We start from the raw sequence: 25,937 nt of genomic DNA on the forward strand, positions 1-25,937 counted from the left end.
TTTATCCTCATGGGTGCCACTACTGCGTGGCATCAGCTGGCCGCAAGATTAGCTTTGCGCCGTACGAGGTGCAACCGGGTGCAACCCATTTTCTTCAGGAAATCCGCACTGCTCGTCAGAATTCATTTTCACTCGACAGAATCGGCTTGCTGTTGGTGCATTTACTTCTGGATTTGGCTGTTCTTGCTCCGAAAAGGAGCAAAAAACTGCCATTTGCCGAAAAACGCCTACAGGTGCAACTAATTCTCAAGAAACTGGTTGCACCTTATTTGCTTTGTTGAATAGCATTCGCGGCCAAGGTGCAACCAATTGTAAAGTTCGGTTCATCGGCTGATGGCTTTCCTGGGGAAACGTCAGTCATAAATGCGCGGCATGCAGCTTCGTCTACAAGAGCTGACAGACCGCCGCTACATAAAAACAAAGCCAGGGCGTAACTCAATGAGCGTAAGTAATCCAACCCTGATCACATTTGTGATCTACATCGCCGCAATGGTGCTGATCGGTCTCATGGCCTATCGCTCCACCAATAACCTTTCCGATTACATCCTCGGTGGTCGCAGCCTCGGCAGCGTCGTTACCGCACTCTCGGCTGGCGCCTCGGATATGAGCGGCTGGTTGTTGATGGGCCTGCCGGGCGCCATCTACATGTCGGGCCTGTCGGAAAGCTGGATCGCCATCGGCCTGATCGTCGGTGCTTACCTGAACTGGCTGTTTGTGGCCGGTCGCCTGCGCGTGCAGACCGAACACAACGGCGACGCCCTGACCCTGCCGGACTACTTCTCCAGCCGCTTTGAAGACAAAAGCGGCCTGCTGCGGATTATCTCGGCGGTAGTGATCCTGGTGTTCTTCACCATCTACTGCGCCTCCGGCATCGTCGCGGGTGCGCGTTTGTTCGAAAGCACCTTTGGCATGTCCTACGGGACTGCGCTGTGGGCCGGTGCTGCGGCGACGATTGCCTACACCTTCATCGGTGGTTTCCTGGCAGTGAGCTGGACAGATACCGTACAAGCTACGCTGATGATCTTCGCGTTGATTCTCACGCCAATCATCGTGCTGTTGGCCACCGGCGGTGTCGATACCACGTTCCTGGCTATCGAAGCGAACGATCCAACCAACTTCGACATGCTCAAAAACACCACCTTCATCGGCATCATCTCGCTGATGGGCTGGGGCCTGGGCTACTTCGGCCAGCCGCACATCCTCGCGCGGTTCATGGCGGCGGATTCGGTCAAGTCGATTGCCAATGCCCGTCGTATCTCCATGACCTGGATGATCCTGTGCCTGGCCGGCACCGTGGCGGTAGGCTTCTTCGGTATTGCCTACTTCTCGGCACACCCTGAAGTCGCCGGTCCCGTGACCGAAAACCCTGAGCGTGTGTTCATCGAACTGGCCAAGCTGCTGTTCAATCCGTGGATTGCTGGCGTGCTGCTGTCGGCCATCCTGGCTGCCGTGATGAGCACCCTGAGCTGCCAACTGCTGGTGTGCTCCAGCGCCCTGACCGAAGACTTCTACAAGGCGTTCCTGCGCAAGGGCGCGTCCCAGCTTGAGCTGGTATGGGTCGGCCGGATCATGGTGCTGGTGGTGGCGTTGATCGCGATCGCAATGGCCGCCAACCCGGAAAATCGCGTACTGGGCCTGGTGAGCTACGCTTGGGCCGGCTTCGGCGCTGCGTTCGGTCCTGTGGTGCTGATCTCGGTCCTGTGGAAAGGCATGACCCGCAACGGCGCACTGGCCGGGATCCTGGTCGGCGCGATCACCGTGATCGTGTGGAAACACTTCGAACTGCTGGGTCTGTACGAAATCATCCCAGGCTTCCTGTTCGCCAGCCTGGCGATCTACTTCGTGAGCAAGATGGGCGCCCCGACTGCCGGTATGGTTGAGCGCTTCACTGCTGCCGAGAAAGACTACAACCTCAACAAATGAGGCGTTCGTATTGGCCTTGATGGCCAGGTGAACTGAAAAAGGCCCGCATCCTTGGATGGCGGGCCTTTTTTTGTGTCGGGATTTACTGAAATTGCCTGTAGTGCACGCAGCCACGCCAGCCTTGCCTGGCTGCGTGCGCGGGTGAGTCAGGCGTTCAGTGACTGTTGCAGGTCATCGAGCAGGTCTTCAACCGCCTCGATACCCACCGACAGGCGGATCATCTCCGGGCGTACCCCGGCCTTGGCTTGCTCGTCTTCGTTCATCTGCCGGTGGGTGGTGGACGCCGGATGGCAGGCCAGGGATTTGGCATCGCCGATATTCACCAGGCGCTTGAAGATTTGCAGCGCATCGTAGAAACGCACACCGGCCGCATAGCCGCCCTTGAGGCCGAAGGACAGGATCGCCGAGGGTTTGCCCTGCATGTACTTTTGCGCCAGGTGATGGTGCGGGTGATCCGGCAGGCCGGCGTAGCTGACCCATTCCACCTGCTCGTGGGCTTGCAGGAACTGCGCGACTTTCAGCGCGTTCTCGGTATGGCGCTCCATGCGCAGGGCCAGGGTTTCCAGGCCTTGCAGCAGCAGGAAGGCGTTCATTGGCGCCAAGGCTGCGCCGGTGTTGCGCAGCGGTACGGTGCGGGCACGGGCGATAAAGGCCGCCGGGCCGAATTTTTCACTGTACACAACACCGTGGTAGGCCGGCTCCGGCTGGTTGAGGCCGGGGAATTTGTGCGGGTAGTCGGTCCAGGGGAAGGTGCCGCTGTCGACGATCACTCCGCCCAGGGAGTTGCCGTGGCCGCCGACATACTTGGTCAGGGAATGCACGACGATATCCGCGCCAAACTGGATCGGCTTGCACAGGATCGGCGTGGCGACGGTGTTATCCACCATCAGCGGTACGCCACGGGCATGGGCGACGTCGGCCAGGGCCTGCAGGTCGACGATATTGCCGGCCGGGTTGCCGATGCTTTCGCAGTACACCAGCTTGGTGTTGTCGTCGATCAGCTCGGCGATGGCCTCGGCCGAGTCATCACGGGCGAAGCGCACGTCCACGCCGAAGCTCGGCAGCAGGTGGGCGAACAGGGTGTAGGTGCCGCCGTACAACTGCGGGGTGGAGACGATATTGTCGCCGGCGCGGGTCAGGGCCTGGATGGCATAGTGGATCGCCGCGCTGCCCGCCGACACGGCCAGGGCAGCGATCCCGCCTTCCAGCGCCGCCATGCGCTGCTCCAGCACATCGTTGGTGGGGTTCATGATCCGTGTGTAGATGTTGCCGGGCACGTCGAGGTTGAACAGGTCGGCGCCGTGCTGGGCGTTATCGAACTCGAACGCGACGTTCTGGTAGATCGGCACGGCGACGGCCTTGGTGGTCGGGTCCGACTTGAAGCCGTGATGCAATGCGATTGTGGCGTCTTTCATGAGTGTTACTGACCTCCCTGGATTGCATGGGGCAGCCCCGGATAAGGTAGGAGCTGGCTTGCCTGCGATGGCATCAGCGCAGAGTACGGGTAATACCGCGTCGCCTGCATCGCGGGCAAGCCCGCTCGCACATAACTCGCTAGAACGTTTTCGCTGCTGTTCCTACATTTGCGACATAAGCACCGCCCAGCATGCAGCCCTGCACCTTTGCCCGCGTAAAAGGTAAACTTCGCCCCCTGCGCAGGAGCAACCATGAATTATCGTCACGCCTTTCACGCCGGCAACCATGCCGATGTCTTCAAACACCTGACCTTGACCCGCCTCATCGCCCTGATGTCGCGCAAGGAGCAGCCGTTTGCCTATCTCGACACCCACGCCGGGATTGGTCTGTACGACCTGCAAGGCGACCAGGCCAACCGCACCGGTGAATACCTGGAAGGCATCGCCCGCCTGTGGGGCGAGGCGGACCTGCCGGCGCTGACCGCCGACTACATGCAGGTGCTGCACGAGATGAACCCGGATGGCCAATTGCGCTATTACCCGGGTTCGCCAGAGCTGGCGCGGCGCCTGACCCGGCCCCAGGACCGCGTACTGCTCAACGAAAAACACCCCGAAGACGGTGTGTTGCTCAAGGACAACATGAAGGGCGATCGGCGTGTGAAGGTCCATCTGGGCGAAGGTTGGCACGTGCCACGGGCCTTGCTGCCGGTGCCGGAAAAGCGCGCGTTGATGCTGATCGACCCACCCTTCGAGCAACTCGACGAGATGCAGCGCTGCGCCGCCTCCCTCAAGGAAGCCGTGGGTCGCATGCGCCAGACGGTCGCCGCGATCTGGTACCCGGTGAAGGATCAGCGCATGTTGCGCCGCTTCTACCAGGACCTGGCGGGCACCGGCGCGCCGAAGCTGCTGCGTGTGGAATTGCTGGTGCATCCGCTGGACACGCCCAACACCCTGACCGGCTCGGGCCTGGCGATTGCCAACCCGCCGTGGGGGCTGGAGGAGGAACTGCGTGAGCTGCTGCCGTGGCTGTCAAAGAAACTGGGGCAGACCCAGGGTGGCTGGCAGATGGATTGGTTGATCGCCGAATAACGGCATCGCTCTTTAGATTGCTATCGCGGGCAAGCCCGCTCCCACATGGTTATGCGATCCCATGTGGGAGCGGGCTTGCCCGCGATGCTTTTGAGGTCAGATCGGGCAGGTCACGCCAGTACCGCCGATCCCGCAGTAACCCTGCGGGTTCTTCGCCAGGTACTGCTGGTGGTAGGCCTCGGCGAAGTACACCGTTGGCGCCTTGTCGATTTGCGTGGTGATCTCGCCCAGGCCAGCCTTGGTCAGTTCTTCCTGATAAGCCTGTGCACTGGCCTGCGCCGCCTCCAGTTGCTCAGGCGTGGTGGTATAGATCACCGAGCGATACTGGCTGCCGATATCATTGCCCTGGCGCATGCCCTGGGTCGGGTTGTGCAGTTCCCAGAACATCTTCAACAGGTCTTCGTACTTGAGCTTGGCCTGGTCATACACCACCAGCACCACTTCGCTATGGCCGGTCAGGCCCGAGCAGACTTCTTCATAGGTCGGGTTTGGCGTGAAGCCGCCGGCGTAGCCGACCACCGTGCTGACCACGCCGTCGCGCTGCCAGAACTTGCGCTCGGCGCCCCAGAAACAACCGAGGCCAAAGATCGCAAAGCCCACATCGTCCATAAACGGGCCCAGCAGCGGGTTACCGTTGACGAAGTGCGTCTCGGGCAGGTTCATCGGGGTTTCACGACCAGGCAAGGCTTGTTCGGCAGTAGGCAGCACGTTTTTATTCACCAGGATTTCCGAGCGCAAGACCATGATCAGTCCTCTCGTCAGGTTGAGTTAACAGTTCAGACCACCAGTGTGCCCGAGTGTTACAGCGCTGTCAGGCGATTGGCCCGCGCGGATAGCGTTTGAGCTTCTCTAGCAACTCGGAGCCGGGAATTGGCCGGTCGAACAGGTAGCCCTGGCCGACGTCGCACCGATGGCGGCGCAGGAACGCCAGTTGTTCGGCGGTCTCGATGCCTTCGGCGACCACCTTGAGCTTGAGGTTGTGCGCCATGGCGATCACTGCCGAGGTGATTTCCATGTCGTCCTGGTTGTCCGGGATCTCATGGATAAAGCTGCGGTCGATCTTGATGATGTCGATGGGGAATTTCTTCAGGTAACTGAGGGACGAGTAACCGGTGCCGAAATCATCCATGGCCAGGGTCAGGCCAAAGCTCTTCAACTGGTCCAGTTGCAGGCGCGTGTCTTCGGTGGCTTCCAGCAGCAGGCCCTCGGTCAGCTCCAGCTCCAGCAGGTTGGCCGGCAGCTGTTCTTCCTTGAGGATGCTGGCAATGGAGGCCACCAGGTCCGGGTCGGAAAACTGCTTGGGCGACAGGTTGATCGCCACCTGCAGGTTGCCCAGGCCGGCGGCGCTCAACTGCTTGCTCATGCGGCAGGCCTGGCGCGCGATCCATTTGCCGATGGGGATGATCAGGCCGGTCTCTTCGGCGACGCTGATGAACTGGTCCGGGCGGATCATGCCCTTTTCCGGGTGGTTCCAGCGTAGCAGCGCCTCCATACCCAGCAGGCGCCCGCTGCGCAGGCACAGCTTGGGCTGGTAGAACACGTCCAGCTCGTTCTGGGTCAGGGCGCGGCGCAGGTTGTTTTCGACGAACAGTTTGTAACTGGCCTCGGCATTCAGGGCCTCGGTAAACACCTGCACCTGGTGCTTGCCGTTGGCCTTGGCCTTGTGCAGCGCCAGGCCGGCGTTGCGCATCAGGGTCTGCGGGTCGCGGCCATGCAGCGGCGCGCAGGCCAGGCCCACGGAGCCGGTGACGCTGATCAACTGGTTGTCGACGAACATCGGTTTGTCGAGGGTCATCAGCAACTGGCAGGCCATTTGCTGGCCGGCCTCAAGGTCGGCGTTGTCGAGCAGCACCGCAAATTCGTTACTGGCAAAGCGTGCCAGGCTGCCACCGGCATTGAGGCTGTTGCGCAGGCGTCGGGCCAGGCTGATCAGCAGCTTGTCGCCGGTCTGGTGGCCGAGGCTGTCGTTGATCCGCTTGAAGTTGTCGATATCCACCAGCAGCAGGCTGATGGGCGCGTCGCTGTCGCGGGCGAAGCGTTCGTCGAGGTTGCGGATAAACGCCGGGCGGTTACCCAGGTTGGTCAGGTTGTCGGTGTAGGCCAGGCGCTCGATACGCTGCTGGGCCAGCTTGGTCTGGGTGATGTCTTCGTAGATGCCGATGTAGTGGGTCAGTTCGCGGTTGTCGCCATACACCTTGGAGATCGACAGCTGGCCCCAGTACGGTTCGAGGTTTTTGCGCCGGCTCTTGAACTCGCCCTGCCAACTGTTGCTCTTGGCAAGGCTGGAGGGTGCGTCGAACAGCAGTTCGCTGAGGTTTTCCAGGGCCGGCAACTGGGCCAGGCGATGGCCGTGGACTTCCTCGGTGCTGTACTGGGTGATCGCGGTGAAACTGGGGTTGACGTACTCCACCACGCCGTCGCAATTGACCAGCAGGAAGGCATTGGCACTTTGCTCCACGGCGCGCTGGAACAGGTGCAGGGCGCTGGTGGCGGTGCGCCGGTTATGGTTGTTGATGACCTGGGCGAACTGGTCGGCCAATTCGCCGGCAAAGGCGATTTCATCGGACAGCCAGTCCCGGGTGCCAGCGCTTTGTTCCAGGCACAGTACGCCCACCACCTGGCCATCGACGCGGATGCTGGCGTCGAGCATGGCGTGGATGTCCATGGGTCGCAGGCTTTCGACCATGTCCCGGGTGCGCGGGTCGCGCATCGCATTGCCGGCATCGATGGCGCGGCTGCTCTGCAGGGCTTCGAGGTAGTCCGGGAAGCCACTGGCATCAATCGGCGCCGGCATATGGTGTTGCTGGTCGGCGCGATGAAACGCAGAGATCGGCACCAACTGCTGGCCTTCGAGGTTCCAGATGCTGGCGCAGTCGATCTGGTAGATGTCACAGGCACTGCGGGTGATCAGTTCGGCGGCTTCTTGCAGGGAGTTGTTGGTGCTGTAGCGCTGGCGGGCCAGCAGCAGGATCAGTTCCTGCTGGGCGCGCACCCGCTCCAGGTGCTGCAACTGCTCCTGTTGGGCGCGCTGGTTGAGCTCCAGGGCGATCTGCAGGCGGCTGTTCTGGTCTTCCAGGTCGGCGGCGGGCAGCGGCGCCAGGTTGCTGAATAAACCGTCCACCACCATCAGGTAGCCGCGCAGCAGGTGGCGATTGTGTTGCTTGTAGGCCTCGCCGACCTCCAGCAGGCTCAGCGGGCCGTCGTTGGTGTGCAGGGTGTAGCGCACCAGGTAATGGGGGCTGGTGGTCAGTTGCTGCTGGATCGTGTCGTGCAACTGATAGCGCGCCTGGGGTTCCATCAGGCTGGCGAAGGGCGAGCCGATCAGCGAGCACAGCTCTACTGCGGGCAAGCCGAATTGGCGTTCACAATTGGGGTCGAGGTACAGCAGCGCCCAGCTAGCCTCATTCAGCCGCTCGAAACGCAGCATACCGAGGCGCGAGGGCACCGGTAATTGCGTCACGACCTCGGCCGCCGTTCGGGCGACATCGGGTTGGCTTTTCATGGGGGAACTCGCTTGGAAAAATGCGCATCGCGCCGGGCTATCGCCCTCTTTGCTGCTGTCTGCGGCAAGGTTGCATCATGCAGCGCGGACTGACAAGAGAGGATGAAGGCTAAGTGCTATAAGTGGGTTATCGGCCGCAGGGCGGTTTTCTACAGTCGGCCTGATAGATGGTCTGTCGATTCCCTGTAGGAGCCGGCTCCTGCAAACCACAGGCAAAAAAAGCCCCGCCAAATTGGCGGGGTTGAGGTACGAGCGTGGCGCTCGGAAATCGTTGCAACCAGCCTCCCCGGTGAAGGGGAGGCTGCTGCGGCTTACAGCAGGATGGTGCGGATGTCGTTGAGCAACTGGCTCAGGCGCTGGGTGAAGCGTGCAGCGGCCGCGCCATTGATCACACGGTGATCGTAGGACAGCGACAGTGGCAGCATCAGCTTCGGCTGGAAGGCCTTGCCGTCCCACACAGGCTGGATGGTGGCCTTGGAAACACCAAGGATCGCCACTTCCGGCGCGTTGACGATTGGCGTGAAGCCAGTACCGCCAATGTGCCCGAGGCTGGAGATGGTGAAGCAGGCGCCTTGCATGTCGTCCGGAGTCAGCTTCTTGTCGCGGGCCTTGGCAGCCAGTGCAGCCGCTTCGCCAGCCAGTTGCAGCAGGCTCTTCTGGTCGACGTTCTTGATGACCGGTACCAGCAGGCCATCCGGGGTGTCGACCGCGAAGCCGATGTGCACGTATTTCTTGCGAATGATCGCCTTGCCGCTTGGTGCCAGCGAACTGTTGAAGTCCGGCAGTTCCTTGAGCAGGTGCGCGCAGGCCTTGAGCAGCAGTGGCAGCACGGTCAGTTTCACGCCGGCCTTTTCGGCCACGGCTTTCTGCGCAACGCGGAAAGCTTCCAGGTCGGTAATGTCGGCCTGGTCGAACTGGGTCACGTGCGGAATGTTCAGCCAGCTGGCGTGCAGACCGGCTGCGCCGATTTGCATCAGGCGCGTCATCGGCACTTCTTCGATTTCGCCGAAGCGGCTGAAGTCTACGGTGCGGATCGGCGGAATGCCCGAGCCACCGGTAGCAGCGCCGGCAGCCGGAGCTTCCTTGGCCTTCTGCATCATGGATTTGACGTAGACCTGCACGTCTTCCTTGAGCACACGACCGTGTGGGCCGGTAGGGCTGACAGCGCTCAGCTCGACGCCGAACTCACGGGCCAGTTGACGCACGGCGGGGCCGGCGTGAGCCTTGGCACCACTTGGCGCTGGGGCAGCCGCCGGGGCCGGTGCGGCCTCGGCTTTTGCCGCAGGAGCCGGGGCGGCGGCAGCCGGTGCAGCTTCAGTCTTGGCAGCAGGAGCAGCGGCCGGCGCCGGGGCAGCAGCAGGCGCAGCGCCTTGTACTTTCAGCTTGAGGATGAAGTCGCCAGTGCCGACTTCGTCTTCGAGCTTGACCGCGATGCTTTCCACGACGCCGGCAGCCGGCGATGGGATTTCCATGGAGGCCTTGTCGGACTCCAGGGTGATCAGCGACTGGTCGGCTTCGACAGTGTCGCCGACCTTGACCAGCAGCTCGATGATCTTGGCCTTGCCCGACGAACCGATGTCCGGGACGTGAATGTCCTGGACAGTCGCCGCCGCCGGTGCAGCGGCCGGGGCCGCAGGGGCCTCGGCAGCCGCCGCTGGCTTTTCAGCCTGCGCCGGTGCAGCAGCGGCAGCAGGCGCCGCCGCCGGGGCCGCATCAGCGGCACCTTCGATTTCCAGCTCCAGCAGTTCGTCGCCTTCTTTCAGGCGGTCGCCCAGCTTCACTTTCAGGCTCTTGACCACGCCAGCCTTGGGAGCAGGGATTTCCATGCTCGCCTTGTCCGACTCCAGGGTCAGGATGCTCTGGTCGGCTTCGACGGTGTCGCCGACCTTTACAAACAGCTCGATTACTTCACCTTCACCGCTGCCGATGTCAGGTACGCGAATGAGTTCGCTCACAAAAAATCTCCTCAGCAGTCCAGTGGGTTGCGTTTTTCCGGGTTGATCCCGAACTTGACGATAGCGTCTGCTACCACCTTGGGTTCGATTTCACCACGGTCAGCCAAGGCTTCCAGGGCTGCCAACACCACGAAGTGACGGTCGACCTCGAAGAAGTGACGCAGCTTCTTGCGGCTGTCACTGCGGCCGAAACCGTCGGTGCCCAGGACTTTGAATTCCTTGGACGGGACCCACTGGCGAATTTGTTCAGCAAACAGTTTCATGTAGTCGGTAGAGGCGATGACTGGACCCTTACGGCCGGTCAGGCACTCTTCGACGTAGCTGCGCGCAGGCTTCTGGCCTGGGTGCAGGCGGTTGCTGCGTTCCACGGCCAGGCCGTCGCGACGCAGTTCGTTGAAGCTGGTAACGCTCCATACGTCAGCACCGACGTTGAACTCTTCACGCAGGATCTTCGCCGCTTCACGCACTTCGCGCAGGATGGTGCCGGAGCCCATCAGCTGGACGTGGTGTGCCGCTTCCTTGGTGTCTTCTTCGAGCAGGTACATGCCCTTGATGATGCCTTCTTCAACACCGGCCGGCATGGCTGGTTGCTGGTAGGACTCGTTCATCACGGTGATGTAGTAGAAAACGTCCTGCTGCTCTTCGGTCATCTTCTTCATGCCGTCCTGGATGATCACCGCCAGCTCGTAGCCGTAGGTTGGATCAAAGGTGCGGCAGTTCGGGATGGTGGCAGCCAGGATGTGGCTGTGACCGTCTTCGTGTTGCAGGCCTTCGCCGTTCAGCGTGGTCCGCCCGGCAGTACCGCCGATCAGGAAGCCACGGGTACGGCTGTCGCCTGCTGCCCAGGCCAGGTCGCCAATACGCTGGAAGCCGAACATCGAGTAGAAGATGTAGAACGGCAGCATCGGCTGGTTGTGGCTGGAGTACGAAGTACCGGCAGCGATGAAGGAGCTCATGGCGCCCGCTTCGTTGATACCTTCTTCGAGGATCTGGCCCTTCTTGTCTTCCTTGTAGAACATCACCTGGTCTTTATCGACTGGCTCGTAGAGCTGGCCGACGGAGGAGTAGATGCCCAACTGGCGGAACATGCCTTCCATACCGAAGGTACGGGCTTCGTCCGGGATGATCGGGACGATGCGCGGGCCGATTTCCTTGTCCTTGACCAACTGCGCGAGGATCCGCACGAAAGCCATGGTGGTGGAGATTTCACGGTCGCCCGAGCCGTCCAGGATAGCCTTGAGGGTATCGAGTGGTGGCGTCGGTACGCTGAAGCTCTGGGCGCGGCGCTGTGGCACGAAACCGCCCAGTGCAGTGCGACGCTCGCTGAGGTAGCGGGCTTCGGCGCTGTTTGGCTCGGGCTTGAAGAACGGCAGGTTCTCCAGCTCTTCGTCCTTGACCGGGATGTCGAAGCGGTCGCGGAACAACTTCAGGCTGTCGACGTCGACTTTCTTGGTGTTGTGCGCAGTGTTCTTCGCTTCGCCGGCACCGGTGCCATAACCCTTGATGGTCTTGGCCAGGATGACGGTCGGTTGTTCTTTGTGGTTGACCGCTTCGTGGTATGCCGCGTAGACCTTGTACGGGTCGTGGCCGCCACGGTTGAGTTTCCAGATCTCGTCGTCGGACAGGTCGGCAACCATCGCCTTGAGTTCAGGCGTGTTGAAGAAGTGTTCACGTACGAACGCGCCGTCTTTGGCCTTGTAGTTCTGGTACTCGCCGTCGATGACTTCGTCCATGCGGCGTTGCAGGATGCCGTCGACGTCCTTGGCCAGCAGTGGGTCCCAGAAACGGCCCCAGATGACTTTGGTCACGTTCCATTGGGCACCGCGGAACACGCCTTCGAGTTCCTGGATGATCTTGCCGTTGCCGCGAACCGGGCCGTCGAGGCGCTGCAGGTTGCAGTTGATGACGAAGATCAGGTTGTCCAGCTTCTCGCGGCCGGCCAGGGAGATGGCGCCCAGGGATTCCGGCTCGTCGCACTCGCCGTCGCCCAGGAAGCACCAGACTTTCTGCTTGCCTTCGGGGATGAAGCCACGGGCTTCCAGGTACTTCATGAAGCGTGCCTGGTAGATCGCCTGGATCGGGCCCAGGCCCATGGATACAGTCGGGAACTGCCAGAAGTCAGGCATCAGCCAAGGGTGCGGGTACGACGACAGGCCGCCACCGTCGACTTCCTGGCGGAAGTTGTTCATCTGGTCTTCGGTGATGCGACCTTCCATGAACGCACGGGCGTAGACGCCTGGCGAGGTGTGGCCCTGGAAGTAGATCAGGTCGCCGCCGTGTTCTTCGGTCGGGGCCTGGAAGAAGTAGTTGAAGCCGATGTCATACAGGGTTGCGCTGGAAGCGAAGCTGGAGATGTGACCGCCCAGGTCAGAATCTTTCAAGTTCGTGCGCATAACCATCGCCATCGCGTTCCAGCGTACCAGCGAGCGAATGCGGCGTTCCATGAACAGGTCGCCAGGCATGCGTGCTTCGTGGGTAACGGGGATGGTGTTGCGGTATGGCGTGGTGATGGCGTAGGGCAGTTGCGAGCCGCTGCGGGTCGCGAGTTCGCCCATACGGGTCATCAGGTAATGCGCACGGTCTTCGCCTTCTTTGTCGAGAACCGATTCCAGGGCGTCCAGCCATTCCTGGGTTTCGACGGGATCGAGGTCTTGCATGGCTTGCTCCAGGGCGGAAAGGCTACCAGAATCGGTTGCCTGAAGTTTGCGACTGGCCTTGTGGGCAGACGACATAAATTCTTGGATGGCCGAAGGTTGCTTCGGCGTCCTGTAGTTTTACTACAAATCGTCGGCCATTTCAGCCTTTCGAATGTATATACGAGTAGTAAAACTACACAAGACTGAGCGTATGGCTCGGTCTGGCTGGTGAGCATAATCGTTATTGTTGATCTTTTGCGAACAAGAAAAGGTAGAAGTTTAATGTTGCCTGCCAAAATTAAAGAATTTTCAGCTATTTCTAACCTTTGTTCGACAGTCCTTCATCGAGCGTGGTTCTTGCGTTCACAGCTACAAGTCATTTACGCGCCGATCAAGGATAGACCATGAGCCTTCCAATGCTGGTTGAACTCCCAGCCATTCTGTTGCCATTTGCCAGCCGGGCCGAGCAGTCATTTCGTGACGCGGTGGCCATGCTGGATGCCGATCATGGCCTGTCTGCGTGGACGCCGCAACGTTGGGCCGACTTCGCCCGGGTGTGCGCCGCCAGTGACTTTGTGATTGAACAGAGTGTTCGTGACCCTTTGATGTTGCTTGAGCTGGTGGCCTGGGGCGAGCTGGATCGGGGCTTTGCGCCCGATGAGCTGTGTGGGCAGATTGCCGCAGCCGTGCAACAGGCGCAAACAGAAGACGAACTGGGTCGCGTGCTGCGCCGCCAGCGCACCCGCCAGCAAGTGCGCATCATCTGGCGCGACCTGACCCGACAGGCGGACCTGGTGCAGACCTGCCGCGACCTGTCGGACATGGCCGACGCCAGCATCGACCAGGCTTACCAGTGGCTGTACCAGCGCCACTGCGCGCAATTCGGCACGCCCACCGGCGGGCGTAGCGGCGAGCCGCAGCAGATGGTCATCCTCGGCATGGGCAAGCTGGGCGCGGTGGAGTTGAACCTGTCGTCGGACATCGACCTGATCTTTGCCTACCCCGAGGGCGGCGAGACCGTGGGGGCCAAGCGTGCCCTGGACAACCAGGAGTTCTTCATCCGCCTGGGCCAGAAACTGATCAAGGCCCTGGACCCGATGACCGTCGACGGCTTTGTGTTCCGGGTCGACATGCGCCTGCGGCCCTACGGTTCCGCCGGGGCGCTGGTGCTGAGTTTCAATGCCTTGGAGCAGTACTACCAGGATCAGGGCCGCGACTGGGAACGCTACGCGATGATCAAGGCGCGGGTGGTGGCCGGCGACCAGGTGGCCGGCGCGCAATTGCTCGACCTGTTGCGCCCGTTCGTCTATCGGCGCTACCTGGACTTTTCTGCGATCGAAGCGCTGCGCACCATGAAGCAGTTGATCCAGCAGGAAGTGCGGCGCAAGGGCATGGCCGACAACATCAAGCTGGGCGCGGGCGGCATCCGTGAGGTGGAATTTATCGCCCAGGCGTTCCAGCTGATTCACGGCGGCCGCGACCTGAGCCTGCAACAGCGGCCTTTGCTGAAGGTGCTGGGCACCCTGGAAGGCCAGGGCTACCTGCCGCCGGCGGTGATTGCCGAGTTGCGCAGCGGCTATGAGTTCCTGCGCTACACCGAACATGCGATCCAGGCCATCGCCGACCGCCAGACCCAGATGTTGCCCCACAGTGATGAAGACCAGGCGCGGATCGCGTTCATGCTGGGCTTTGCCGACTGGACCGCGTTCCACGGGCAGTTGATGTACTGGCGTGGCCGGGTGGATTGGCATTTCCGCCAGGTGATCGCTGATCCGGACGAAGAGGAGGGGGTGGAAAGCGAATTGGTGGTCGGCGGCGAGTGGCTGCCCTTGTGGGAAGAATCCCAAAATGAGGAGGCCGCCTGTCGCCAATTGGCCGAAGGCGGCTTTGCCGATGCGCCCAAGGCCCTGAAAGCCCTGGCCAGCCTGCGCGGCAGCCCGCAACTGCGGGCGATGCAGCGCCTGGGACGTGAGCGCCTGGATGCGTTTATCCCGCGCCTGCTGGCCCAGGCCGTCGAACACGCCAACCCGGACCTGGTGCTGGAGCGCGTACTGCCGCTGGTAGAAGCTGTCGCGCGGCGTTCTGCGTATCTGGTGCTGTTGACGGAAAACCCTGACGCCCTGCGTCGGCTGTTGACCCTGTGCGCGGCCAGCCCGTGGATTGCCGAGCAGATCACCCGCTTCCCGCTGCTGCTGGACGAATTGCTCAACGAAGGCCGCCTGTTCAAGCCGCCCTTGGCGCCGGAACTGGCCGCCGAACTGCGCGAGCGCCTCACACGCATCCCCGAAGACGACCTTGAGCAGCAGATGGAAGCCCTGCGCCACTTCAAGTTGGCGCACCGCCTGCGGGTCGCCGCTTCGGAAATCGCCGGCAGCCTGCCGTTGATGAAGGTCAGCGATTACCTGACCTGGCTCGCCGAGGCCATTCTGGAGCAGGTGCTGGCCCTGGCCTGGCGCCAGACCGTGGCGCGCCACGGCACGCCGCAACGCCTGGACGGCACCTTGTGCGACCCCGGATTTATCATCGTCGGCTATGGCAAGGTCGGCGGGATCGAGCTGGGGCATGGCTCGGACCTGGACCTGGTGTTTATCCACGACGGTGACCCGCAGGCCGAAACCGACGGCGCCAAGCCGATCGATGGCGCGCAGTTCTTTACTCGCCTGGGCCAGCGCATCATTCACCTGCTGACCACCCAGACCAACTCCGGGCAATTGTACGAGGTGGACATGCGCCTGCGACCTTCTGGCGCATCCGGGCTGCTGGTCAGCTCCCTGGGGGCTTTTGCCCGTTATCAGGAAAACGAGGCCTGGACCTGGGAACATCAAGCCCTGGTGCGGGCGCGGGTGCTGGTCGGCAGCCAGGACGTGGGCCGCGCGTTTGAAGACGTGCGTGCGCAGGTATTGGGCCGCACGCAGGACCTGGCGAAGCTGCGCCAGGAGGTCAGCGAGATGCGTGCCAAGATGCGCGATAACCTGGGCACCAAGTCGACCGGGGCCGGCACAGCGGCGAACGCCTTCGAGCCCACGGCGCTGTTCGATCTCAAGCAGGACGCCGGAGGTATCGTCGATATTGAATTTATGGTGCAATACGCCGCTTTGGCGTGGTCTGCGCAGCATCCATCGTTACTGCGCTATACCGACAATATCCGCATCCTGGAAGGCCTGGAGCAGGTCGGGCTGATGCCCGCCGCCGATGCCCACCTGTTGCGTGAGGTGTATAAGGCCTACCGCTCGGCGGCTCATCGCCAGGCCTTGCAGAACGAGGCGGGGGTGGTTGCCGGGGATCAGTTTGCTGACGAACGGCGCCAGGTGAAACGGATCTGGCAAGAACTGGGGTTAAGCTAAAACACTACAGCGACCCCAATTGAATGTGGAGACCGGCTTTATGTGGGAGCGGGCTTGCCCGCGATGCAGGCGCTGCGGTCTGGCTGACAGCACGCGGTGATGCTATCGCGGGCAAGCACGCTCCCCCACACACCGTGACCTACAGTAATTATCGAGGCGGGGAGGCATGAGCCTCCCCGAATCGTTTGTGGAAACTACATGAATATTCTGATCGTTGGGCCCAGTTGGGTCGGTGACATGGTGATGGCGCAGACACTGTTCCAGTGCCTGAAACAGCGTCATCCCGACTGCCAAATCGACGTGCTCGCCCCCGAGTGGAGCCGGCCGATCCTGGAGCGCATGCCCGAAGTACGGCAGGCCTTGAGCTTCCCGCTCGGCCATGGCGCGCTGGAACTGGCGACCCGGCGGCGGATCGGCAAGTCCCTGGCCGGCCAGTACGACCAGGCGATCCTGCTGCCCAACTCGATGAAGTCGGCCCTGGTGCCGTTCTTCGCCGGCATCCCCAAGCGTACCGGCTGGCGCGGCGAGTTCCGTTATGGCCTGCTCAACGACGTGCGCAAGCTCGACAAGGCCCGCTACCCGCTGATGATCGAGCGCTTCATGGCCCTGGCCTATGCGGCCAATGCCGAGCTGCCGACGCCGTATCCACGGCCGAGCCTGCAAATCGACCCGGTCACCCGCGATGCAGCCCTGGCCAAGTTCGGCCTGAGCCTCGACCGCCCGGTGCTGGCACTGTGCCCAGGCGCCGAGTTTGGTGAGTCCAAGCGCTGGCCGTCGGAGCATTATGCGAAGGTTGCCGAGCTGAAAATCCGCGAAGGCTGGCAAGTCTGGCTGTTTGGCTCGAAAAACGATCATTCGGTGGGGGAGGACATCCGCCAACGCCTGATCCCCGGCCTGCGCGAAGAAGCGGTCAACCTCAGTGGCGATACGTCCCTGGCCGAGGCGATCGACCTGTTGTCTTGCGCCGACTCGGTGGTGTCCAACGACTCTGGCCTGATGCACGTGGCCGCCGCGCTGAATCGCCCGCTGGTGGCGGTGTACGGTTCCACCTCGCCAGGCTTCACGCCGCCGTTGGCCGACAAGGTCGAGGTGGTGCGCCTGGGCCTGGAGTGCAGCCCGTGCTTTGACCGCACCTGCCGTTTCGGCCACTACAACTGCCTGCGCCAGTTGCTGCCCGACTCGGTAGCCCAAGCCTTGCAGCGCTTGCAGGGCAACGTGGTCGAGGTTCATTGAGTTGCGGGTACTGGTAATCAAGACCTCATCCCTGGGCGATGTGATCCACGCCTTGCCGGCATTGACCGACGCGGCCCGGGCGATCCCGGGGATCCGTTTCGACTGGGTGGTGGAAGAAGGCTTCGCCGAAATCCCCACCTGGCATCCGGCGGTGGACAAGGTGATCCCAGTGGCGATTCGCCGCTGGCGCAAGAACCTCTGGCAGACCTTCAAGAGTGGCGAGTGGCGCCGCTTCAAGAAGCAGGTCCAATCGACCAAGTACGACCTGGTGATCGACGCCCAGGGCCTGCTGAAAAGCGCCTGGCTGACCCGCTATGTGCGGGCGCCGGTGGCGGGCTTTGACCAACATTCAGCCCGCGAACCCATCGCCGCGCGCTTCTATTCCCGGCGCCTGGCGGTTGCGCGTGGGCAGCATGCGGTGGAGCGCCTGCGCCAGTTGTTCGCCGTGGCCCTGGGCTATGACCTGCCCAAAGGCCTGGGGGATTACGGCCTGAGCACCGAAAAACTGCTCGGCCTGCCGCCGAAGAAGCCCTTTGTGCTGCTGCTGCACGGCACCACCTGGGACACCAAGCACTGGCCCGAAGCCTATTGGCGCGAGCTGGCCGAACGCATGGGCAGCCTGGGGGTGGACGTGAAGTTGCCATGGGGCAATGCCGCCGAAAAAGCCCGCGCCGAGCGCCTGGCCCAAGGCCTGGCCAACGCCGAGGTGCTGCCCAAGCTGAACCTGGCCGGTGTGGCGCGGGTACTGGCCGGCGCCAGGGCCTGTGTGGCGGTGGATACCGGCCTCGGGCACCTGGCCGCCGCGCTGGATGTGCCGACAATTTCCCTGTTCGGCCCGACCAATCCGGGCCTGACCGGTGCCTACGGCAAGGCGCAGATCCATCTGGGCAGCGATTTCCCCTGCGCGCCCTGCCTGCAAAAGAAATGCACCTACCAACCGACCGCTGAAGACCAGCGCCGGTTTGATCTCAAGCGCGAGTGGCCGTTGTGCTTCACTCGCCTGAACCCTGAGCGTGTGGCCAGCCGACTGAGCACGTTGTTATTGGCTGAGGAGCTGCACTGATGCAACTGGCATTTGTACTGTACAAATATTTCCCCTTTGGTGGCTTGCAGCGCGATTTCATGCGCATCGCCCTGGAATGCCAGCAGCGCGGCCACCAGATCCGTGTCTACACCCTGATCTGGGAAGGCGACGTGCCCCAAGGTTTTGAAGTGCTGGTGGCGCCGGTCAAGGCGTTCTTCAACCATCGGCGCAACGAGAAGTTGACCGCCTGGATGCAGTCCGACCTGGCCAAGCGCCCGGTGGACCGCTTGATCGGCTTCAACAAAATGCCTGGCCTGGATGTGTACTACGCAGCAGACGGCTGTTTTGAAGACAAGGCGCAGAACCTGCGGCACTCGCTGTATCGCAGCTTCGGCCGCTACCGGCACTTTGCCGAGTACGAGCGCGCGGTGTTTGCCAAGGACGCCAAGACCCAAGTGCTGATGATCTCCGAGGTCCAGCAGCCGCTGTTTATCAAGCACTACGACACGCCGCTGGCGCGCTTCCACCTGCTGCCACCGGGTATCGCCCAGGATCGTCGGGCGCCGCCGAATGCGGCCGAGATCCGCGCAGGCTTTCGCGCCGAATTCAACCTTGCGCACGATGACTTGCTGCTGGTGCAGATCGGCTCGGGTTTCAAGACCAAGGGCGTGGATCGCAGCCTCAAGGCACTGGCCGCACTGCCGCCAGACCTGAAAAAGCGCACCCGTCTGTTTGTAATTGGCCAGGACGACCCCAAAGTATTCCAATTGCAGAGTGCTACCCTTGGCCTGGGCGACAATGTGCAGTTCCTCAAGGGGCGCAGCGATATCCCGCGTTTTTTGCTGGGCGCCGACCTGTTGATTCACCCGGCGTACAACGAAAACACCGGGACCGTGCTGCTCGAAGCCCTGGTGGCCGGGTTGCCGGTATTGGTCACGGCGGTGTGTGGTTATGCCCATTACATCAGCGAGGCCGATTGCGGGCGTGTGCTTGACGAGCCTTTCGAGCAGGCCCAGCTCAACCAGTACCTGGCCGGGATGCTCAGTGATCAGCAGCAACGTGCGGCCTGGAGCCGCAATGGTCTGGCCTTCGCCGAGACGGCCGACCTCTATAGCATGCCGCAGCACGCTGCGGATGTAATTCTGGCGGAGCAACACTGATGAAGTTGATTCTTGCCGAACCGTTCAAGAGCCTTTGGGCCGGGCGCGATGCGTTCGCCGAAGTCGAGCTGTTGGAGGGTGAGGTTTACCGTGAACTGGAAGCCCGTCGCACCTTGCGCACCGAGGTGGATGGGCGCGGCTACTTTGTGAAAATCCACCGTGGCATCGGCTGGGGTGAAATCTTCAAGAACCTGTTCACCGCCAAATTGCCGGTGCTGGGCGCCGGGCAGGAGTGGCAGGCGATCCAGCGCCTGCACGAAGTGGGCGTCCCGACCATGACCGCCGTGGCCTACGGCGAACGTGGCGCCAACCCGGCCGACCAGCATTCCTTTATTGTCACCCAAGAGCTGGCGCCGACCATCAGCCTGGAAGACTTGAGCATGGACTGGCTCAAGCAGCCGCCCGAGCCGCGTCTCAAGCGCGCGCTGATTGCCGAAGTGGCGCGCATGACCGGGATGATGCATCGCGCCGGCGTCAACCATCGTGACTGCTACATCTGCCACTTCCTGCTGCACACCGACAAGCCGGTGACGGCCGATGACTTCAAGCTGTCGGTGATCGACCTGCACCGCGCCCAGGTGCGGCCGCGCATCAGTCAGCGCTGGCGCAACAAGGACCTGGCGGCCCTGTATTTTTCGATCCTGGATATCGGCCTGACCCGCCGCGACAAATTGCGCTTCCTCAAGGGCTACTTCCAGCAGCCCCTGCGCCAGATCCTGGCCGAGGAAGGCGCGTTGCTGCAGTGGCTGGAGCGCAAGGCCAGCAAGCTCTATGACCGTAAAATCCGCTACGGAGGCGCGCTCTGATGGCGGGTTGGAACCTGGAACCTGCTTACTCGGAGCTTGTGGACGATTTTGGTAGCCTCGACGCGGTGTTCGCCCTGCAAGGCGAGCGGCTGACCCGAGACCCACTGTCCGAAGTGATTCGCGTGGAGCGCGGCGGGGTCAACTACTACGTCAAGCGCTACACCGGCGCCGGCAAAGGCTTGCGGCGTTACCTGGGCAAGCCACGGGTCAAGTCCGAATGGCAGAACCTCAAGCGCTTCGCCAAGTGGGGCATCCCCACGGCCGAAGTCGTGGCCTGGGGCCTGGAGCGCAAGGGCCTGGCCTATGACCGTGGGGCGATGATCACCCGCGAGTTACCGCGCACCGAAGACCTGGCGGCCCTGGCCGAACGCAAGGACCCGCAATTGTCCGACCCAGCGTGGGTCGACAAGGTCAGCCGCCAGCTCGCCGAATACACCCGGACCATGCACGACCACCGGTTTACCCACAACGATTTGAAGTGGCGCAACCTGTTGATCGACGACCAGCAGACCCTGTACCTGATCGACTGCCCCAACGGCGACTTTTGGCGCGGCTTCTGGCTCAAATACCGGATCACCAAGGACTTGGCGTGCCTGGACAAGGTCGCCAAATACCACTTGTCGGCCACCCAGCGCCTACGCTTCTACATGCAATATCGTCGGCGCAAGCACCTGAACACATCGGATAAACAGCGGATCCGCCATGTGCTGAAGTTTTTCGAGGGACGCGAATGAATGACTTCCTGGCAACTGAAGACCGGGCCTTGCTGGAGCGCAATGGCCTGGCTGACTTCGACGCCCTGTGGGCCAGGCAACTGGACGCAGTGGACGAGCCCAACACCAGTCGCGGCGGCTGGAGCAGTGTGTTCCGCCTGGAGCTGGAGGGCCGTGGCTTCTACCTCAAGCGCCAGAGCAACTACCTGACGCGCACCCTGCATCGGCCGTTTGGCGAGCCAACCTTTGCCCGCGAGTTTCGCAATATCAGCCGCTATCGGCAGAAGGCGATCCCAGCCTTGCAGGCCGCCTTTTATGGCGAGCGCAAAGTTGCCGGCGAATACCGCGCCTTGCTGCTGACCCGCGCGCTGGATGGCTGGAATGACCTGGATTCACTGCTGGAGCAGTGGCCGGCCCTGAGCGAAGCCCAGCACCACGCAATCCTCGTGGCCTGCGGCCAATTGGCGCGCAAGCTCCATGGTGTCGGCCAGGTGCATGGCTGTTTTTACCCCAAGCACATCTTCCTGCAGGCCACCGGCGACGGTTACGCGGCGCAGTTGATCGACCTGGAAAAAACCCGGCCGCTGTTGCTGGGCCGGCGTGATCGGGTCAAGGATCTGGAGCCGCTACTGCGCCGTGCCGGGGCATGGACCGCAGAGCAGGTGCGGCAATTTCTGGCGGCTTACCTCGACCAGCCGGTCGACAGTTCGCTGGTGGATACCTGGGCAACTTACCTGGCGGGGCGCCGCAGTCACAAGGAGGCCCGCTGATGCGGCTGTCTGAACTCAAAAACGCCGGGCGCACCCCCGCGCTGCCCTTGAGTATTGAGTTGGCGGATGCAGCGGGCCCTGGGCAGTTGCAGCTGCTGAGCCTGTTGCGGGTGTTGCCCGGCCAGCGTTATGTGGGCGCGGCCATCTGGCGCGGCCGGCCGGTGCTGGCCAAGTTGCTGGTGGGTAGCAACGCCGCGCGACATTTCCAGCGCGAACTCCAGGGCGTGCGCCTGCTCGCCGAGCAAGGCCTCACTACCCCGCTGTTGCTCGCCGACGGCCTGCAAGACGGTGAGGGTGGCTGGCTGCTGTTCGAGTTTCTGGAAGGGGCCCAAAGCCTGGCCGACGCCTGGGCGGCAGTCGAAGCCTTGCCGCTCTTGGCCGGTGAGCAACAGGCGGTACTGGCCCAAGCGCTGGGTGCGATTGCCCAGATGCACGCCAAGGGTTTGTGGCAGGAAGATCTGCATCTGGACAACCTGATGCGTCAGGCTGACAAGCTGTATTTGATCGACGGGGGGGGCATCTGCGTCGAGCAGGCGGGTAAGCCCCTGTCGCGTAACCGGGTGCTGGAAAACCTCGGGGTGTTTTTTGCCCAGTTACCGAGCGACCTCGAACCGTTTACCGAAGAATTACTGGTGCACTACCTATTAAGCAACGGCGAGCACGCGTTGCCCCTGGAAGCCTTGCAAAAACAGGTGCGCAAAGTGCGCGCCTGGCGCCTGAAAGACTTCATGGGCAAGATCGGCCGTGAGTGCACCTTGTTCAGCGTAGTGCGCGGGGCCTTTGGGCTGCTGGCGATCCGGCGTGAAGAAGAAGCCACCCTGCTGCCGGTGCTGGCAAACGTCGATAGGCTTATCGACCAGGGCCAAATGTACAAGGCCGGCGCCTCGGCCACGGTGGCCGGGGTTGATGCTGCGGGTCGAGCGCTGGTGATCAAACGCTACAACATCAAGGGTTTTACACACTGGCTCAGGCGCTTCTGGAGGCCCAGCCGCGCATGGCACGCCTGGAGCGAAGGCAACCGCCTGACATTCCTGGGGATTGCCACACCCAAGCCCCTGGCGCTTCTGGAACGACGCTTTTTCTGGCTGCGCGGCCGGGCTTATCTGGTCACCGAGCACCTGTCCGGGCCCGACCTGATCGAGCACCTGGCCCCTTACGTGGACAGCGGCGAGGTGCCCGAGCCTGAACTGCTGGCCTTGGAGCGCCTGTTTGGCGAACTGATTCGCGAGCGGATCAGCCATGGCGACTTCAAGGGGCGCAACCTGTTCTGGCAAGGGGGGCGTTGGGTGCTGATTGATCTGGATTCGATGTGTCAGCATGGCTCGCTGAGCAGCTTCGCACCGGCGTTTGCCAAGGACCGTGCGCGGTTTATGCGCAACTGGCCGGCTGATAGTGCTTTGTATCGCGTGATTGATCAGCGCTTGCCCAAGGTGAGCGCGTTAGCTAGGTGATCCGCGTGAGGCCGTCATAAGTCGTAGCGATTTTTTCAGGTCTGGGAAGTCACAGTGTTTTCGAAGGCAAGGGGCATTACTTAATATTTTGATTAAGTAGTGCTCTGGACATTGTTCGTTGGGGTTAATAGGTTGTATCGACGCTTGATAAAAATATCTTATATAGATGTTTGTTGAGTGATCGAAATGTTAATTCCGGGAGTGTGCAAATGACTTCGATAACAGGTTTTCAACCGTTTTCTTTTTACAGTGATCTGGCCGGTAAAAATAAGCCGATAGATCCGGTGAATCCAACAAGTCCGATAGATAAAGTGCAGTCGGGTGTCCGCAATCCAAAGGACACAACCGCTGGTGATGACGCCGAATTTTTTAACGCCGATACCCAGGAATGGCAGCCAACCGCCTCTAATGGCAAAGGTGATGGCGGTTATGTGAACTTTGGTGATCCCTATCGAGAGCCCATAGATCATGAACTGGTTTACGGGGCTAATGGAGAGTGGCAATTAAAGGCTGATGGGTGATTGCTCAAAAGTTGAGTAGGTGTTTGCGTTTATAGTTCTTTATGATTTTGGTGGGTACTTTTCCAAAGTGTAGGGACTGAGTTATGGGAAGTGTCTGTTATTAATGTGGGAACCAAATGGGCAATGTTATTTGCCCATTGGTTTTTATCACTCAAAAACTGTACTGGGCTCCTGCGCCCGCATACCACGACCTGCCGGGCGCGGCTTCGTAATAACGATCGTTGCCATCGCCGACAATCACCGAACCGACGTACTGGCGATCCAGCAGGTTGTCCAGGCGCAGGGTCTGGTGAAAGGTCCAGTGTTCGACCTTCTGCTCAAAGCGTGCACGCCAGTTGAAAACGCTGTAACCCGGAGCAGCATGCTTCTGGTTGGTGTCTTCGACATAGATCTTGCTGCGGTACATGCCTTCGACGGCGGTACTCACCCAGTCTCGTGGTTTCCAGTTCAGTTCGGCAAAGAGCGTGGTCTGTGGGACGCCGGGTAGGTAGTTGCCCTTGTCCACGGTTTTGCCGCTGTTGCTGAAGTTGCTGTCGTAGGTGGCTTGCAGGCGGGTGTAGGCGAGGTTGGCGCTCCACTGTTCGCTCAGTTGGCTTTCGATGCCCAGCTCAAAGCCACGGCGTAGGGTGCGGCCGGCGTTTTGGTAGCTGGTGCGTCCATCCTTCGATGCATTGACCACCAACTCATCTTCCGTAGTTATTTGGAATACGGCAGCGTTGACCCGCGTGCTGTTGTTCACCTGGGCCTTCAAGCCCACTTCATATTGAGTGCTTTCTGACGGCTTCAGGCCGAAGTTGAAGCCTTCGATGGCGCCCGGGGCGTAAGCCATTTCGGCCTGGGTCGGCGTTTCGAAGCCCTTGCCGGCGCTGACGTAGCCGTGCAGGTCTGGGGTGAAGGCGTACATCACGCTCATCGAGGGTGTGTTCTTCTGGTAGGTCTTATTGCCGCTGGCATCGCCATTGCTCAGGAACTGGTCATCCACGTCCATTTCCATGGTGCTGTGGCGCAGCCCGGCTTGCAGGGTCCAGCGCTCGATGGCCCAGTTGGCCTGGATGTACGGGTCGAGGCTGCGGGCGGTGTCGATTTCATTGCGGCGTAGCTCGCCTTTCACGCCAAGGGTGTTGCCGCTGTAGTTCTGGTAGCCGTGGCGGCTATCTTCGCTCTGGTCGAAGTCCAGGCCGGTGATGATCATCAATTCGCCCGGCACGCTGTCGATGGGCTGCATCCAGCGCACGCCACCGCCGTAGAACTTGCGGTCGAATTGCACCACGCCGCCGCCGCGTTCGTTGCTCGCTACGCCCTTGGGAATCGACAAATACTGAATCACACTCCGCCGCCCGGTATAGGCATTCACCTGCAACGTTGCATCGCCAATGTACCGCTCGTAATTCATCCCCAGTTGCTGATGATCAATGCTCTTGCGCGTGTTGTACGCCAGGGCATTGCTGTTTACCGAACGCGGGTCGGCCTTGTAGCCTGCCCAGGTTTGCCCCAGCGGGTCTTGGGTGCCGTTTTGCTCCAGGCTGCTATAGATCAGGGCCAGCTTGCTGTCGTCATCGGGTTCGAGGTTGAGCTTGGCGAATGTCTGGTCACGGCGGGCGCTGCTGTGGTCGCGGTAGCCGTCGGTGTCCATGCGCGAGGCATCGAGGACAAACCCGGCGCCCTGCACCGCGCCTTCGGCGCTGAGGTGGTTCTTGTTCAGGCCGTCGCTGCCAAACAGGGTTTCGGCGCCGATACGGGGCGGGCCTTCGCCATTGCGCGAGAACATCTGGATCACCCCGCCGGCGTTGCTGCCATACAGGGTGGCGGCCGGGCCGCGCAGTACTTCGATGCGGTCCGCTGTGTCGAGGTTGAAGGTGGCGGCCTGGCCCTGGCCATCCGGGGTGCTGGCGGGGATGCCATCGGCAATCAGCTTGATCCCGCGCACGCCAAACGCCGAGCGCGCGCCAAAGCCGCGGGAGGAAATCTGCAGGTCCTGGGCGTAGTTCTGGCGGTTCTGTACCACCAGCCCCGGCACGCGGGACAGGGCCTCCGAGGCGTTGATACCCAACTGGCCGTCGCTGATCTGCTCACGGCTGATGCTGTCCACCGAGTAGGGCAGGTCGAAGCTGCGACTGGCGCTGCGCGAACCTGTCACCACGCTGGGGTCGAGGATCAGCAGGGCATCTTCGGCCAGGGCAGTTTGCTGCAGGCCCGGCAGGCTCTGGAGCAACATCGCAAAACACGTGGGAGCAACAACTTTCATGAGCAAACCAACTTCCATGACGCGCAGCGCGGGCGCGGAAAAAGGGCGCGAGTTTAACGATTCTGCGCGGCGTTTTTTGAAGAATATTCCCGCAAAATGCCGGCATATTCGTCTTACACAGTCTTGGGTTAGGCTGTGCGCCCCATACCA

General features: G+C 61.6%; 18 protein-coding genes. 12 read left to right on the forward strand and 6 right to left on the reverse strand.

What is annotated here, in order from left to right:
- Positions 1 to 26 precede the first annotated feature (26 nt).
- Positions 27 to 281 carry a hypothetical protein gene (locus tag ACSSVH_RS02095; RefSeq protein ID WP_492634015.1) on the forward strand — a complete coding sequence of 85 codons (255 nt, stop codon included), beginning with the start codon at positions 27 to 29 and terminating at the stop codon, positions 279 to 281.
- Between the two features lie 157 nt (positions 282 to 438).
- On the forward strand, positions 439 to 1,923 hold the full coding sequence (gene putP, locus ACSSVH_RS02100; protein ID WP_169952316.1) for a sodium/proline symporter PutP: 1,485 nt from the start codon (positions 439 to 441) through the stop codon (positions 1,921 to 1,923).
- A 146-nt stretch (positions 1,924 to 2,069) separates the two neighbouring features.
- Here putP and ACSSVH_RS02105 read toward each other — a convergent pair whose 3' ends face one another.
- Positions 2,070 to 3,338: an O-acetylhomoserine aminocarboxypropyltransferase/cysteine synthase family protein gene (locus tag ACSSVH_RS02105; RefSeq protein WP_492634016.1), complete on the reverse strand. Its 1,269-nt coding sequence runs from the start codon at positions 3,336 to 3,338 to the stop codon at positions 2,070 to 2,072.
- A gap of 252 nt (positions 3,339 to 3,590) precedes the next feature.
- Here ACSSVH_RS02105 and ACSSVH_RS02110 point away from each other — a divergent pair, with 252 nt between their 5' ends.
- Positions 3,591 to 4,427 (forward strand): 23S rRNA (adenine(2030)-N(6))-methyltransferase RlmJ, encoded by an 837-nt coding sequence (locus ACSSVH_RS02110; protein ID WP_032862126.1) that lies wholly within the window; start codon positions 3,591 to 3,593, stop codon positions 4,425 to 4,427.
- A gap of 96 nt (positions 4,428 to 4,523) precedes the next feature.
- Here the strand turns inward: ACSSVH_RS02110 and msrA are convergent, their stop codons facing one another.
- The 4 genes from msrA to aceE form a co-directional block, all read right to left on the reverse strand.
- On the reverse strand, positions 4,524 to 5,171 hold the full coding sequence (gene msrA / locus ACSSVH_RS02115; protein ID WP_492634017.1) for a peptide-methionine (S)-S-oxide reductase MsrA: 648 nt from the start codon (positions 5,169 to 5,171) through the stop codon (positions 4,524 to 4,526).
- Positions 5,172 to 5,238: 67 nt separating this feature from the next.
- A complete protein-coding gene (locus ACSSVH_RS02120; protein WP_492634018.1) occupies positions 5,239 to 7,929 on the reverse strand; it encodes a putative bifunctional diguanylate cyclase/phosphodiesterase in 2,691 nt (896 codons plus the stop codon).
- 311 nt (positions 7,930 to 8,240) lie between these two features.
- Positions 8,241 to 9,884: a dihydrolipoyllysine-residue acetyltransferase gene (aceF, locus tag ACSSVH_RS02125; protein ID WP_492634019.1), complete on the reverse strand. Its 1,644-nt coding sequence runs from the start codon at positions 9,882 to 9,884 to the stop codon at positions 8,241 to 8,243.
- Positions 9,885 to 9,895: 11 nt separating this feature from the next.
- Complete coding sequence (gene aceE, locus ACSSVH_RS02130) at positions 9,896 to 12,541, reverse strand: pyruvate dehydrogenase (acetyl-transferring), homodimeric type (RefSeq protein ID WP_169952306.1); 2,646 nt, start codon at positions 12,539 to 12,541, stop codon at positions 9,896 to 9,898.
- A 383-nt stretch (positions 12,542 to 12,924) separates the two neighbouring features.
- Between aceE and glnE the strand changes: the two genes are divergently transcribed.
- From glnE to ACSSVH_RS02175, 9 genes are all read left to right on the forward strand, one after another.
- Entirely contained in the window at positions 12,925 to 15,864 is a 2,940-nt protein-coding gene (gene glnE, locus ACSSVH_RS02135; RefSeq protein WP_170058108.1) for a bifunctional [glutamate--ammonia ligase]-adenylyl-L-tyrosine phosphorylase/[glutamate--ammonia-ligase] adenylyltransferase, read from the forward strand.
- 198 nt (positions 15,865 to 16,062) lie between these two features.
- On the forward strand, positions 16,063 to 17,097 hold the full coding sequence (waaF, locus tag ACSSVH_RS02140) for a lipopolysaccharide heptosyltransferase II (protein WP_169952302.1): 1,035 nt from the start codon (positions 16,063 to 16,065) through the stop codon (positions 17,095 to 17,097).
- Position 17,098: 1 nt separating this feature from the next.
- Complete coding sequence (gene waaC / locus ACSSVH_RS02145; RefSeq protein ID WP_492634020.1) at positions 17,099 to 18,160, forward strand: lipopolysaccharide heptosyltransferase I; 1,062 nt, start codon at positions 17,099 to 17,101, stop codon at positions 18,158 to 18,160.
- A complete protein-coding gene (locus ACSSVH_RS02150; RefSeq protein ID WP_492634021.1) occupies positions 18,160 to 19,281 on the forward strand; it encodes a glycosyltransferase family 4 protein in 1,122 nt (373 codons plus the stop codon). The genes waaC and ACSSVH_RS02150 overlap by 1 nt, the downstream gene beginning before the upstream one ends.
- Positions 19,281 to 20,087: a lipopolysaccharide core heptose(I) kinase RfaP gene (rfaP, locus tag ACSSVH_RS02155; RefSeq protein ID WP_169952297.1), complete on the forward strand. Its 807-nt coding sequence runs from the start codon at positions 19,281 to 19,283 to the stop codon at positions 20,085 to 20,087. The genes ACSSVH_RS02150 and rfaP overlap by 1 nt, the downstream gene beginning before the upstream one ends.
- A complete protein-coding gene (locus tag ACSSVH_RS02160; RefSeq protein WP_170042419.1) occupies positions 20,087 to 20,821 on the forward strand; it encodes a lipopolysaccharide kinase InaA family protein in 735 nt (244 codons plus the stop codon). The genes rfaP and ACSSVH_RS02160 overlap by 1 nt, the downstream gene beginning before the upstream one ends.
- Positions 20,818 to 21,570: a lipopolysaccharide kinase InaA family protein gene (locus ACSSVH_RS02165; protein WP_169952293.1), complete on the forward strand. Its 753-nt coding sequence runs from the start codon at positions 20,818 to 20,820 to the stop codon at positions 21,568 to 21,570. The genes ACSSVH_RS02160 and ACSSVH_RS02165 overlap by 4 nt, the downstream gene beginning before the upstream one ends.
- Positions 21,570 to 23,021 (forward strand): lipopolysaccharide kinase InaA family protein, encoded by a 1,452-nt coding sequence (locus ACSSVH_RS02170; protein WP_492634022.1) that lies wholly within the window; start codon positions 21,570 to 21,572, stop codon positions 23,019 to 23,021. Before ACSSVH_RS02165 ends, ACSSVH_RS02170 begins: the two co-directional genes overlap by 1 nt.
- 209 nt (positions 23,022 to 23,230) lie before the next feature.
- Entirely contained in the window at positions 23,231 to 23,542 is a 312-nt protein-coding gene (locus tag ACSSVH_RS02175) for a hypothetical protein (RefSeq protein ID WP_170058105.1), read from the forward strand.
- A 151-nt stretch (positions 23,543 to 23,693) separates the two neighbouring features.
- Here ACSSVH_RS02175 and ACSSVH_RS02180 read toward each other — a convergent pair whose 3' ends face one another.
- Positions 23,694 to 25,787 (reverse strand): TonB-dependent receptor family protein, encoded by a 2,094-nt coding sequence (locus tag ACSSVH_RS02180; RefSeq protein WP_492634023.1) that lies wholly within the window; start codon positions 25,785 to 25,787, stop codon positions 23,694 to 23,696.
- Positions 25,788 to 25,937 lie beyond the last annotated feature (150 nt).

Source organism: Pseudomonas sp. HC1(2025), assembly GCF_058742075.1.

Excerpts from the sequence above, each read along its gene's own strand:
- aceE (WP_169952306.1), bottom strand. The coding sequence starts at position 12,541 with ATGCAAGACCTCGATCCCGTCGAAACCCAGGAATGGCTGGACGCCCTG.
- ACSSVH_RS02110 (WP_032862126.1), top strand. The coding sequence starts at position 3,591 with ATGAATTATCGTCACGCCTTTCACGCCGGCAACCATGCCGATGTCTTC.
- ACSSVH_RS02180 (WP_492634023.1), bottom strand. The coding sequence starts at position 25,787 with ATGAAAGTTGTTGCTCCCACGTGTTTTGCGATGTTGCTCCAGAGCCTG.
- ACSSVH_RS02150 (WP_492634021.1), top strand. The coding sequence starts at position 18,160 with ATGCAACTGGCATTTGTACTGTACAAATATTTCCCCTTTGGTGGCTTG.
- putP (WP_169952316.1), top strand. The coding sequence starts at position 439 with ATGAGCGTAAGTAATCCAACCCTGATCACATTTGTGATCTACATCGCC.
- glnE (WP_170058108.1), top strand. The coding sequence starts at position 12,925 with ATGAGCCTTCCAATGCTGGTTGAACTCCCAGCCATTCTGTTGCCATTT.
- rfaP (WP_169952297.1), top strand. The coding sequence starts at position 19,281 with ATGAAGTTGATTCTTGCCGAACCGTTCAAGAGCCTTTGGGCCGGGCGC.
- ACSSVH_RS02175 (WP_170058105.1), top strand. The coding sequence starts at position 23,231 with ATGACTTCGATAACAGGTTTTCAACCGTTTTCTTTTTACAGTGATCTG.
- ACSSVH_RS02160 (WP_170042419.1), top strand. The coding sequence starts at position 20,087 with ATGGCGGGTTGGAACCTGGAACCTGCTTACTCGGAGCTTGTGGACGAT.
- waaF (WP_169952302.1), top strand. The coding sequence starts at position 16,063 with ATGAATATTCTGATCGTTGGGCCCAGTTGGGTCGGTGACATGGTGATG.
- ACSSVH_RS02165 (WP_169952293.1), top strand. The coding sequence starts at position 20,818 with ATGAATGACTTCCTGGCAACTGAAGACCGGGCCTTGCTGGAGCGCAAT.
- ACSSVH_RS02170 (WP_492634022.1), top strand. The coding sequence starts at position 21,570 with ATGCGGCTGTCTGAACTCAAAAACGCCGGGCGCACCCCCGCGCTGCCC.
- ACSSVH_RS02120 (WP_492634018.1), bottom strand. The coding sequence starts at position 7,929 with ATGAAAAGCCAACCCGATGTCGCCCGAACGGCGGCCGAGGTCGTGACG.
- ACSSVH_RS02105 (WP_492634016.1), bottom strand. The coding sequence starts at position 3,338 with ATGAAAGACGCCACAATCGCATTGCATCACGGCTTCAAGTCGGACCCG.
- msrA (WP_492634017.1), bottom strand. The coding sequence starts at position 5,171 with ATGGTCTTGCGCTCGGAAATCCTGGTGAATAAAAACGTGCTGCCTACT.